Annotated in this window: 10 protein-coding genes; 3 read left to right on the top strand and 7 right to left on the bottom strand. The window is 66.5% G+C overall.

Features of this window, described 5'->3' with window-relative positions; all coding sequences use genetic code 11:
* Positions 1–31: 31 nt before the first annotated feature.
* Positions 32–367 carry a hypothetical protein gene (locus EV666_RS14570; RefSeq protein WP_132009593.1) on the top strand — a complete coding sequence of 112 codons (336 nt, stop codon included), beginning with the start codon at positions 32–34 and terminating at the stop codon, positions 365–367.
* 183 nt (positions 368–550) lie between these two features.
* On the top strand, positions 551–1,675 hold the full coding sequence (locus EV666_RS14565; protein WP_132009590.1) for a hypothetical protein: 1,125 nt from the start codon (positions 551–553) through the stop codon (positions 1,673–1,675).
* A gap of 27 nt (positions 1,676–1,702) precedes the next feature.
* On the opposite strand, the gene tgt is transcribed toward EV666_RS14565, so the two are convergent.
* The 5 genes from tgt to coaD all read right to left on the bottom strand — a co-directional run bounded on the left by tgt (position 1,703) and on the right by coaD (position 5,983).
* Positions 1,703–2,854, bottom strand: coding sequence for a tRNA guanosine(34) transglycosylase Tgt (gene tgt, locus EV666_RS14560; protein ID WP_245514452.1), 1,152 nt, complete (start codon positions 2,852–2,854; stop codon positions 1,703–1,705).
* Between the two features lie 82 nt (positions 2,855–2,936).
* Positions 2,937–4,076, bottom strand: coding sequence for a tRNA preQ1(34) S-adenosylmethionine ribosyltransferase-isomerase QueA (gene queA / locus EV666_RS14555; protein ID WP_132009584.1), 1,140 nt, complete (start codon positions 4,074–4,076; stop codon positions 2,937–2,939).
* 105 nt (positions 4,077–4,181) lie between these two features.
* Positions 4,182–4,640 (bottom strand): peptidylprolyl isomerase, encoded by a 459-nt coding sequence (locus EV666_RS14550; protein ID WP_132009581.1) that lies wholly within the window; start codon positions 4,638–4,640, stop codon positions 4,182–4,184.
* 190 nt (positions 4,641–4,830) lie between these two features.
* Positions 4,831–5,427, bottom strand: coding sequence for a peptidylprolyl isomerase (locus EV666_RS14545; RefSeq protein WP_245514446.1), 597 nt, complete (start codon positions 5,425–5,427; stop codon positions 4,831–4,833).
* Positions 5,428–5,479: 52 nt separating this feature from the next.
* A complete protein-coding gene (coaD, locus tag EV666_RS14540) occupies positions 5,480–5,983 on the bottom strand; it encodes a pantetheine-phosphate adenylyltransferase (RefSeq protein WP_132009578.1) in 504 nt (167 codons plus the stop codon).
* Positions 5,984–6,053: 70 nt separating this feature from the next.
* Here coaD and EV666_RS18290 point away from each other — a divergent pair, with 70 nt between their 5' ends.
* Positions 6,054–6,197, top strand: a complete 144-nt coding sequence (locus EV666_RS18290; RefSeq protein ID WP_165910032.1) for a hypothetical protein — start codon at positions 6,054–6,056, stop codon at positions 6,195–6,197.
* Positions 6,198–6,520: 323 nt separating this feature from the next.
* On the opposite strand, the gene dnaE is transcribed toward EV666_RS18290, so the two are convergent.
* Positions 6,521–9,979, bottom strand: a complete 3,459-nt coding sequence (gene dnaE / locus EV666_RS14535) for a DNA polymerase III subunit alpha (RefSeq protein ID WP_132009575.1) — start codon at positions 9,977–9,979, stop codon at positions 6,521–6,523.
* Between the two features lie 748 nt (positions 9,980–10,727).
* The gene (locus EV666_RS14530; protein WP_132009572.1) at positions 10,728–11,147 is read right to left on the bottom strand and encodes a VOC family protein; all 420 of its coding nucleotides are present in this window, start codon (positions 11,145–11,147) and stop codon (positions 10,728–10,730) included.
* Between the last annotated feature and the right edge of the window lie 210 nt (positions 11,148–11,357).

Raw genomic sequence — 11,357 nt, 5'->3', positions numbered from 1 at the left:
GTCATTCCGGCGGCATATCTGGAGCGCGTACATGGCTGGGGTTATGATGAAGTTTGTGGCGGCCGCCGGCGCCGCCGTCGCGCTGTCGGCCTGTTCACATCCCGGCCCTGGCATCCAGGTCTGGGACCATCCGCTTGATGTCCGCCATTGCCGCAAGGTGGCGGAAGTCAGCCCTCCCACCAGCACGGCCGGCGGCTTCGGCCCGGCGGTGCAAGGCATGGCGGCGGGCGTGCGCGCGGTGGGCGGCACGGACCTTTACCTGCGCCGCGACCGGCATGATTGGTCGGTCACCACCGGCTATGCCTATGATTGCAGCAAGCCGCCCGGTTCGCACCGCCATTATTCCCGCAAGATCGTCAAGGATTGATGGGGCGCGGGACAGCAGGCAGCCAGCTATCCCGCGATCCTCCCGCCGCATGTGGCGGCCGCGCCTCCGGCCGGGTTCACTCATGGGTTGGTTCGCTGATGGATCGCTCCGGCGATGCTCCCGCCGTGAGCGGTGGGGCCGTCAGTGGGATGGGATCATGCTCCAGGCGGGCCATGCGGACAGATGAGCAACAGCATTCAGCCGGAACATTCTGATATCCCGGGAAAAGTCACAGCGGGCCCCACGCCTGCGAAGACGCCGTGGCGGACATTCTCCCTGTGGTTCGCTGGTTCGGCGGTGGCGACGGCGACGGCTCTGCTCGGCTTCACCGTCGCCATGGACCCTTACGGCGTCTTTGCCTCGCCGTCGCGCGCGCCGGCGCCGATCATGGACGTCAACCAGCGCTACATGTATCCGCAGATGACGCGCAGCGGCCAGTTCGATTCGGCCGTGTTCGGGACGTCGACGGTGCGGCTGCTGGACCCGACCCGGCTTGACGCCGGCCTCGGCGGCAAGTTCGCCAATCTGGCCATGAACGCCGCCACGCCGTGGGAGCAGACGCAGCTCGCCGCCCTGTTCCTGCGCCAGACGCCAAAAGCCCGCACCCTGGTTTTCGGCCTCGACGCCAACTGGTGCGACGCCGACGCGGACAGCGACAGCAAGCGCCTGACGTTTCGCAGCTTCCCGCCATGGCTGTACGACGACGACAGGACGTTTGATTTCCTGCGCATGTTCGATTTCCAGAGCCTGGAGATCGCGACCCGGGTCGCCGCCAACCGGCTTGGCCTGGCGAAGGACCGTATCCGTTCAGATGGCTACGAGGTTTTCACTCCGCCGGAGAATCTCTACGACCTGGAGCGGGCGCGCACCCATATCTGGGCTGGAAAGCCGGATGTGAGGCCGGTTGAGCCGCCAGTCCAGCCGCCGGCCAGCGTGACGGCGAGCTGGCGTTTTCCCGCCGCCCACTGGCTGGAAACGCTGTTGCGCGCGGCGCCGGAAAGGACCCGCGTGGCGCTGGTGTTCCCGCCGACCCATATCGCTTCGCAGCCTCGCCCTGGCAGCGAGGAAGCGGCGCGGCAGGCCGCATGCAAGAAAACTTTCGCGCAATTGGGCGCCCGTTACGGCGCAACGGTGCTGGATTTTCGCTTTCCCAACGCCGTCACCGCGCGCGACGACAATTACTGGGACAATCTGCACTACCGGCTGCCCATCGCCGCCAGGCTGACCGACGCCATTATCGCCGGCCTGCGCCGCGCGCCGGCGCGTGATCCGGATTTCGAGCGCGTGCTGGCGCCGGGCAAAAGCTGAGCCGCCGCGCCCTGCCGGCGGCGACGGCTATGCCGCCGCCTCGCCTCGCGCCCAGCCATCCTTCGTTTCGGCGATAAAATCGTCGAGGCGGCCAGCAGCGATGGCGGCGCGCATCCCGGCCATCAGTTCCTGGTAATAGGCCAGGTTGTTCCAGGTCAGCAGCATCATCCCGAGGATCTCGCCGGACTTGACGAGGTGATGCAGGTAGGCTCGGCTCCAGGCGCTTGAGGCCTCGCAGGGCGAGGCTTCGTCCAGCGGCCGCGTGTCTTCTGCATGGCGGGCGTTCTTCAGATTGACCTTGCCGTGGCGGGTATAGGCCAGGCCATGACGGCCGGCGCGGGTCGGCATCACGCAGTCGAACATGTCGACGCCGCGTCGCACTGATTCCACCAGGTCGTCCGGCGTGCCGACGCCCATCAGATAACGCGGACGGTCAGCGGGCAGGATTGGCGTCACCACGTCCAGCATGGCCAGCATCACGTCCTGCGGCTCGCCCACCGCCAGGCCGCCGACGGCGTAGCCGTGAAAGCCGATGTCGATGAGCTTGCGGGCGCTCTCAACCCGCAATTCCGGCACATCGGCGCCCTGGACGATGCCGAACAGCCCCTGGCCGGGCAGCGCGCCGAACGCCGCTTTCGAGCGTTCGGCCCAGCGCAGGCTCAGCTGCATGGCGCGATCGGCCTCCTCGCGCGCGCACGGCATGCGCACGCATTCGTCCAGTTGCATCTGGATATCGGCGCCGAGCAAACCCTGAATTTCAATGGAGCGCTCCGGCGTCAGTTCGTATCTGGCGCCGTCGATGTGCGACTGGAAGGTAACGCCCTTCTCGGTGATCTTGCGCAGCTTCGACAGCGACATCAGCTGGAAGCCGCCGGAATCGGTCAGGATCGGGTGCGGCCAGTTCATGAACTGGTGCAGGCCGCCAAGGCGCGCCACCCGCTCGGCCCCCGGGCGCAGCATCAGATGATAGGTGTTGCCCAGCACCACGTCGGCGCCAAGCTGCTTCACCTGCGCCGGATACATGGCCTTCACCGTCGCCGCCGTCCCCACCGGCATGAAGGCCGGCGTGCGGATCTGGCCGTGGGCGGTGGTGATGAGGCCGGTGCGCGCCCGCCCGTCAATGGCGGATGTGGCGAACGCGAAGGCGGGCTGCGCAACCCCGTTCCCGGCGCTGGTCAGATTGGGCTGGCTGGTCAAGACGACCTCTTCCTGAATTTTCCAGCGAGACCATGACGAGGCTCCGCCGGAAACCTGTGTCAAATCAGATTGATGGGGCGGTCGCGCCGGCATCCGCGCGGAACAGCAGGCTGGCGTCGCCATAGGAGTAGAACCGGTAACCGGCGGCGATGGCGTGGGCATAGGCTGCGCGCATGGCTGGCAGGCCACTGAAGGCGCTGACCAGCATGAACAGGGTCGAGCGCGGCAGATGGAAATTGGTCATCAGCACATCGACAGCCCGAAACTGGAAGCCCGGGGTGATGAAGATGTCGGTGGCGCCGCTCCACGCCCGCACCGCCCCCTGCGGGTCCGCCGCCGCAGCGCTTTCCAGCAGACGCAGCGATGTGGTGCCAACGGCGACGATGCGGCCGCCGGCGGCGCGGGTCGCGGCGATGCGCGCCGCTGTTTCCGCGCTGATGACGCCGCGCTCGGCGTGCATGCGGTGATCGTCGGTGTCGTCGGCCTTCACTGGCAGGAACGTGCCAGCGCCCACATGCAGGGTGACGAAGGCATGGTCGACGCCGGCCGCCTTCAGGTCGTCGAACAGGCGCGGCGTCATGTGCAGGCCGGCGGTCGGCGCGGCCACCGCCCCGTCTTCGCGGGCATAGACGGTCTGATAATCCAGGCGGTCGCGGGCGTCTTCGGGGCGCTTGCTGGCGATATAGGGCGGCAGCGGCATGACGCCGACCAGCTCCAGAGCCTCATCGAGGTAGGCGCCGGAGAGCGAAAACCGCAGCAGCACCTCGCCGCTCTCGCCCTTTTCCTCCACCCGCGCCTCCAGCTGGCCGAGGGCGCAGGCGGCGCCGTGGTCGTCGGCAGAAGCGCCCTGGGCGCCAAAGCGGATCAGGTCGCCCACCGCCAGCCGTTTGGCCGGCCGGGCGAAGGCGCGCCAGGCGTCTGGCGCCTCGCGCATGTGCAGGGTCGCCTCGATGCGCGAGGCGTTGTCGCCGCGCAGGCGCAGACCGCTGAGCCGCGCCGGAATGACCCGGGTGTCATTCAGCACCAGCAGATCGCCAGGCCGCAGCAGGCCTGGCAGATCGTGCACCTGCCAGTCAGTCAGTTCCGGGCTCGCCCCATCCTGCGATGGAACCACCCGCAGCAGCCGGGCCGCATCGCGCGGTTCGGCCGGCCGCACGGCGATGGCGCTTTCGGGAAGCTCGAAATCGAACAGGTCAACTTTCACGCGAAGCGGCTTTCGGAAGTGCTGGTTTTCAAATACAAAACACAACGGGACGGGCGCGTCTCCGCGTCCATCCCGACAGGCAATCGCAGGCGCGATGGCGCCGGATCAGGCGCCGACGCGGGCGCTGACGATGCGGTCCGGGTTGGCGACAGGTTCGCCGCGCTTGATCTGGTCGACGACGTCCATGCCTTCGGTCACCTGACCCCAGACGGAGTACTGGCGATCGAGCCACGGGGCGTCGGTGAAGCAGATGAAGAACTGAGAATTGGCCGAATTCGGGTTGGCGGTGCGGGCCATCGAGCAGGTGCCGCGCACGTGCTTCTCATTGCTGAATTCGGCCTTCAGGTCCGGCAGGCTGGAGCCGCCGGTGCCGGCGCCGTGCGGGCAGCCGGTCTGCGCCATGAAGCCGTCGATGACGCGGTGGAACGCGACATTGTCATAAAATCCCTGGCCGGCCAGCGTCTTGATGCGCTCCACGTGTTGCGGAGCCAGATCCGGACGCAGGGCGATCACCACGCGGCCCTTGGTCGTTTCGAGGATCAGGGTATTGTCGGCGTCGCTCATGGTTTTGTTCCTCGTGAGGCTTGGCCCTGGCCGCTGCTGGTCCTGGGCCGCCTTGTTGGCCTGCTGCGCCTGTTAACGGCGCGCCCGGCTGATGTCGAGTGCCCGCATTTCGCCGCGTGAGGGAAACCGCGCCGCAGCGATGTCGTTCCCCGGGGGTTCCGTGTTCCCTCGGGCTTCCGTCTGCGCCGGCCTATTTGGCCGCCGGCGCCATCTGCATCTTGACGATCTTGTCCGGGTTCTCGACCAGGCCGTTACGGGCCGTATTGCCCTTCTTGATCTTGTCGACCACGTCCATGCCCGAGGTGACCTCGCCGACGATGGTGTATTTGCCGTCCAGCGACGGCGCCTTGTCGAACATGATGAAGAACTGGGAATTGGCGGAATCCGGCGAGGACGCGCGGGCCATGCCGACGGTTCCACGGACGAAATGCGCCTTGTCAGTAAATTCCGCCGGCAGGTTCGGCAGGTCGGAGCCGCCAGCGCCGGTGCCGGTGGGATCGCCGGTCTGGGCCATGAAACCGTCGATCACCCGGTGAAAAACGATGCCGTTATAGAAGCCGCGCCTGGTCAGCGCCTCGATCTGCGCCACATGCTTTGGCGCGAGATCAGGTCGCAGCCTGATGGTGACGCGGCCGTCTTTGGTGTCGAGCAGCACGGTCGGGGCGCCCTTCGCCGCATCCTTGCCAGCGTCCTTGCCGGCATCTTTGCCAGCCTGGGCAAAAGCGGGAGCCGCGAACAGGCCGAGCGAAAGGGAGGCGGCGAGCGCCAGTGCGATTGTGTGCTTCACGCTTTGCTCCTCATGGGCGCCGGGCCTGCCAGCGCCAGAAACTGGTTGGGGTTCAGCCGCGGGCAGCCCGTTTTTCCGCAAGACGCCTGGCGACGCCCTGCGGAACGAACAGGCTCACATTGCCGCCCATCGCCGCAATCTGGCGAACCAGCGTGGCGGTAATCGGGCGCACGGCTGGCGACGCGGGCAGGAACACGGTCTGCACCTCAGGGGCCATGGCGCCGTTCATGCCGGCCATCTGCATCTCGTAGTCCAGATCGGAGCCGTCACGCAGGCCGCGAATGATGATGTTGGCCTTCACCTCCCGGGCGGTGTCCACGGCGAGGCCACCGAAAGTCACCACATCGAGACGGGTGTTGAACCCGGCGGCGATGGCGCCGCATTCCTCCCGCAGCATTTGCTCGCGCTCTTCCACGGTGAACAGCGGCGCCTTGCCCGGGTGGACGCCAATGGCGACGACCAGCCGGTCGACCATGGCGCAGGCAGCGCGAATAACGTCAATGTGGCCGTTGGTGACCGGATCGAACGATCCGGTGTAAAGCGCTGTGCGGGTCATGCTTCACCGTTGCTGGAGGCGTCGAACCGACGCTGGAGCCTGGGACGCCAGATGAGGCGGAGGATGGAATGTGGCGCCCATCTTCTACGCCATGCGCCGCAAGGCAAGCGTGCGGGCGGCCCTGACGGGGATTGATTTGAAATCCCCTGCCCTGATGGCAGAATACCGGTCATTAAAATTTGTTATTTATCATTTGGTTGCGTCTTGTTTCTGATAAAAAGCCATAACGAACCGCAAAAGGCCATGGACCAGCAGGTCGACCGAATTGCCGCCATGCTGACAGCGGAAAAACATGCGAAAGCACGATATGGCCGGAGCTGGCGAAAGCATCGCGGTCCCTTCGCCAGGGCGCAGCAGGCGCCCCCCGCACATGGCTGCTCTGGCGCTGCATTGCATTGCGGGCGGGCGCCGGGCCTGGTCCCCGCCAACGTCATGATAGCGCGTGTGGCCGTCCATGACCCGCTGGCGAAGGCGGCTTTCACAGCAAGTAAAGTAAAATCAACAGGTTGCCATGAAATTCAGACCAGGCGCGCCAGCTCAGCTCATCATCTGCACGTCGACAACGCCGGAGATGGCGCGCAGGGCGCTGGCGACCTGCGGCGAGGCCAGATAGCGGCCTTTCAGCTTCACCTCGACCTCGCGACCTGATTCCTCAAGCATCAGGATCAGCGACACCTCGCTTTCGCCGCGTTCGCGCAGGCGCTGGGCGATGCTGGCCACCGGGCGCTCGTCGCGCAGGAAAATGCGCAGGCCCTTCTGGTGCCTGGCGACGGCGGCGTCGAGCGGCTCAACGCTCTGGATGCGGGCGCGCACCTCTTCGCCTTCCAGGGACGCCTGCAGAATCAGCACCAGCGGCCGGCCTGGCTCCAGCAACTCCCGGTAGTGGCTCAGGCCTTCGCTGAAGATGATGGCTTCGAACTGTCCGGACTGGTCGGAGAAATTGATGATGCCCATTTTCGAGCCGCTCTTGGTGCGGCGCTCCTGCCGGTCGAGCACCGTGGCGGCGACGCGGCCGACGCCGCTGCCAGCTTTCACCGAGCGCACGAACTGGGTCCAGCGCTGCACGCGCAGCTTTTCCAGCAAGGCGCCATATTCATCCAGAGGATGACCTGTCAGAAAGAAGCCTATGGCGTCATATTCTTTTTGCAGCCGGAAAGCCGGAAGCCAGGGGTCGTAGTCCGGGATGCGTAGCGGCTCCGGGGCCGATCCGGCGCCGCCGAAAAAATCGTTCTGGCCGATCGCCGCCGCCTCCTGGGTGCGGTTGGCCATGGCGATCATCGCCTCAATGGCCGCCGTGGCCCGGGCCCGGTCCTTCTCCAGTTCGTCGAAGGCGCCCGCCGCGATCAGCGCCTCGATGGTGCGCTTGTTGACGAGGCGCGGTTGCAACCGGGAGGCGAAGTCGGCCAGGTCGCGGAACGGCCGGTCGCCGCGGGCGGCGACAATGGCCTCGACGGCCTGGACGCCGACGCCTTTCACCGCTGCCAGGGCGTAACGGATGATGCTGACGTCGGCGCGGTGCTCGACCTCGAAGGTGACGCCCGAGCGGTTGATGGACGGCGGCTCCACCCTGGCGCCCAGCCGCTCTGCGTCGCGGCGGAATTCCGACAGCTTGTCGGTGTTGTCCATGTCCAGCGCCATCAGCGCCGCCAGGAACTCCACCGGATAATTGGCCTTGAGATAGGCGGTCTGGTAGGCGACCAGCGCGTAGGCCGCCGCGTGGCTCTTGTTGAAGCCGTAATCGGCGAAGCGGGCCAGAAGATCGAAGATCTCGTCGGCCAGGGCCTTGGGAATGTCCGCTTCTTCAGCGCCGTCAACGAAGCGGACGCGCTGGGCGTCCATCTCCGCCTTGATTTTCTTGCCCATGGCGCGGCGCAGCAGGTCGGCTTCGCCCAGCGAATAGCCGGACAGCTCCTGCGCCACCTGCATCACCTGCTCCTGGTAGACGATGATGCCGAAGGTTTCACGCAGGATCGGCGCCAGCTTTGGATGCAGATACCACTGCTCCTCCGGCTCGCCCTTGCCGTGCTTGCGCTCGCAATACACCGGGATGTTAGCCATTGGGCCCGGGCGATACAGGGCGACGAGGGCGATCAGGTCCTCAAGCCGGTCGGCGCGCATGTCCACCAGCGCCTTGCGCATGCCGACCGATTCCACCTGGAACACGCCGACCGTTTCGCCGCGCCCCAGAAGCTCGTAGGTCTTGCGGTCATCGAGCGGGATCGCCGACAGGTCGACCTGAACGCCGCGTTGCGCCAGCAGATTGACGGCGGTGCGCAGCACCGTGAGCGTCTTGAGGCCAAGGAAGTCGAACTTCACCAGGCCGGCCTGCTCCACCCATTTCATGTTGAACTGGGTGACCCGCATGCCGGATTTCGGGTCCTTGTAGAGCGGAACCAGCTGCTCCAGCGGCCGGTCGCCAATGACGATGCCGGCGGCGTGGGTTGAGGCGTGGCGATGCAGGCCCTCCAGCTTCTGCGCCACGGTCAGCATCTGGCCGACCACCGGATCTTCCTGGGCGGCTTCGGACAGACGCGGCTCGTCGGCGATGGCCTGGGCCAGCGTCACCGGGTTGGCCGGGTTCTGCGGCACCAGTTTGGTCAGGCGATCGACCTGGCCGTAAGGCATCTCGAAAACGCGGCCAACGTCGCGCATGACGCCGCGCGCCTGCAGGGTGCCAAAAGTGATGATCTGGGCGACCCGCTCCTCACCATAGCGGCGCTGCACGTAGGAAATCACCTCGTCGCGCCGGTCCTGGCAGAAGTCGATGTCGAAGTCCGGCATCGAGACGCGTTCCGGGTTGAGGAAGCGTTCAAACAGCAGCTGGAAGCGCAGCGGATCGAGATCGGTGATGGTCAGCGCCCAGGCGACCAGCGAGCCGGCGCCCGAGCCACGCCCCGGCCCCACCGGAATATCCTGCGCCTTGGCCCACTGGATGAAGTCCGACACGATGAGGAAGTAACCAGGGAACTTCATGCGCTCGATGATCGAGAGCTCGTATTCCAGCCGCCGGTCATAATCGGCGAGCGTCAGGCCCTCGGCCGGACCATGGGCGTCAAGGCGGGCCTTCAGGCCATTGACGGCGCGCTGGCGCAGGTCCTCGGCCTCGTCCATTTCCATGCTGAACCGCGGCAGCATCGGTTTGGCGGTGCGGGCCCGCACCGAGCAGCGCATGGCGATCTCAACCGTCGAGGTCAGGGCTTCGGGGATGTCGGCGAACAGCGCCTGCATCTCGGCTCGGGTGGCGAAATGGTGACGCTGGGTCAGGCGCCGCCGGCGGTCGTCAGACACCAGCCGGCCCTCGGCGATGGCCAGCAGGGCGTCGTGGGCCTCGTAATCGCCGCCGGAAGAAAAATACGGCTCGTTGGCGGCGGCCAGCGGCAGCCCGCGATCATAGGCGAGCCGGATCAGCTCCCGCTCCACGGTTCGCTCGCTGTCGACGCCGTGGCGCTGCAATTCCAGATAAAGCCGGCGGTCGAAGATACTGGCGAGTTGCCCGAGCCGGCGGGCGGCGACGTCGGCCTGGCCGCTGGCCAGCGCCATGTCGACAGGGCCATTCGGTCCGCCGGTGAGCGCGATCAGCCCGGCGGCGTGGTCGGCGAGGAACGGCAGCCTGACGTGGACGGGCTCCCCTGGCTGGGCGTCCAGCCAGGCGCGGCTGGTGAGTTGCAACAGGTTGCGATAGCCCGCCTCCGTCGCCGCCAGCAGGACGATCGACGGCAGGCGCCGGTCCAGCGCCGGTCGCGCGTTTGGGTCGTCTTCCTCCAGCGCCACGGTGAGCTGCAGGCCGGCGATGGGCTGGATGCCGGAGCCGGAAAATTTTTCGGAGAACTCCAGGGCGCCAAACAGATTGTTGGTGTCGGTCAGCGCCATGGCGGGCTGGCGATCTTCCTTCGCCAGCTTCTCCAGCGTGGGAACGCGCATCGCCCCTTCCAGCAAGGAGTAGGACGAATGCACGTGCAGGTGCACGAATCCAACCTCGCGAAGGATCGATGACATGGTCCTGTCTCCTGCTGGCAATGGCTCCGGGCGATCAGGGCCCCGCGCGGCCGCCAGCAAGGAATAACCGTCCGTGCGCTTCCGGCCAAGCCCGGAACCGGCCCGGCGGCCGGAAAGGCAGAGGCTGTTCGCGCCCCGAAGGCGCGCCAGAACCAATTGAGGAGCCGGATGGCGGCGTGGCCAGCGGGGATTTGCCGCCGCCGCGTGGCGGAAACGCTGTCGTTTCCGCATGATGACCGCGCATCCCCTCGTCGCGGCTCGCCCGCCCGGTCATGACGGCTGGTGGACAAGCGCGGAGCCGGGGCAGCGGTTCAGACGCCAGCGGCAATGCCAGCCCAGATGCCAATCATGCTGACGAACACGCAAAGGGCGACAAGCTCGGCGGCGCTGCGAAGAATGAGTGTGAACATGTGAACCTCCTTCTGTGCATAAACAGAGGATGTTCCATGTTTGTTCTGGCGACAAGGGCATTTCGTGTTTTTGTTTTGTTCTCGTTCCCTGATAGTGAACAGGGATGGTAAACATGCGTGATTTTCGTTGACCGGAACGAGGAAAACGGGCGCGACAGGCGAGATGGTTACGGCGCGCTGGCGGCCAACATTCCGGCGCCGCGGCGACAGGACCGGAGAGGCGGGGAAAACCTCACGGCGCGGCAACCATTGCCGGGGAAGCCGCTTCCCCTGCGCCTGTTCCCGCTTCTTGCCCCCTGGTCCTTGTCCCCTGTTCCTCGTTCCTTGCCCCGGCGCGGCTACAGTCCGAAGCGGACGTGGCCTTCGGCGTCGATTGGCCACGCCGGGTTCCAGGCGATTTCCCAGGCATTACCGTCCGGATCGGCCAGATAGCCGCGATAGCCGCCGTGCGGCGGCGCGTCTGGCGCCCGCGCCATGACGCCGCCGGCGGCGATGAGGCGTTGCATCAGCGGCGCCACCTCTTCCCGGGTCGGAACATTGTGGGCCAGCGCCATGGCTGCCGCGCCGCCCTCGCTGGCGCGGCCCATGTCCGCCGCGAGCGCTTCCCGCTGGAACAGGCCCAACACCAGGCCATTCATCTGGAAAAAGATGATCTCGTGATTCCGGAAAACCGGCGTCCAGCCGAAGCCATCGGCATAGAAGCGCAGCGCCCGCGCGGCATCGGCGATGCCGAGGGTAATGACGGATATCTGTTGCATGTCCCACACCCCCCCGTTCGCGGTCCCGCCAGGGGATGCGTGGAAGGGGACGCGTGGAAGGGGACGTGTGGAAGCCAGGGGATACGCCGCTGCGCCCGGTTGTCCGAAAACGGCGCCGCGACGATATCAGGACCCTGCGGCCCACCGCCGGTCTGGCGGCCGGCGGGCGCGCGGGAGCCGGGCCAACCGTCCCGACCTCTCCTTTTCAGG

This window comes from Camelimonas lactis (assembly GCF_004342915.1).
Classification (GTDB): Bacteria; Pseudomonadota; Alphaproteobacteria; order Rhizobiales; family Beijerinckiaceae; genus Camelimonas; species Camelimonas lactis.
This window is presented reverse-complemented; position numbering and strand designations above follow the sequence as displayed.

Coding starts and splice junctions, on each gene's coding strand:
- EV666_RS14570 (WP_132009593.1), top strand. CDS start 32: ATGGCTGGGGTTATGATGAAGTTTGTGGCGGCCGCCGGCGCCGCCGTC.
- EV666_RS14565 (WP_132009590.1), top strand. CDS start 551: ATGAGCAACAGCATTCAGCCGGAACATTCTGATATCCCGGGAAAAGTC.
- EV666_RS14550 (WP_132009581.1), bottom strand. CDS start 4,640: ATGAGCGACGCCGACAATACCCTGATCCTCGAAACGACCAAGGGCCGC.
- coaD (WP_132009578.1), bottom strand. CDS start 5,983: ATGACCCGCACAGCGCTTTACACCGGATCGTTCGATCCGGTCACCAAC.
- dnaE (WP_132009575.1), bottom strand. CDS start 9,979: ATGTCATCGATCCTTCGCGAGGTTGGATTCGTGCACCTGCACGTGCAT.
- EV666_RS14530 (WP_132009572.1), bottom strand. CDS start 11,147: ATGCAACAGATATCCGTCATTACCCTCGGCATCGCCGATGCCGCGCGG.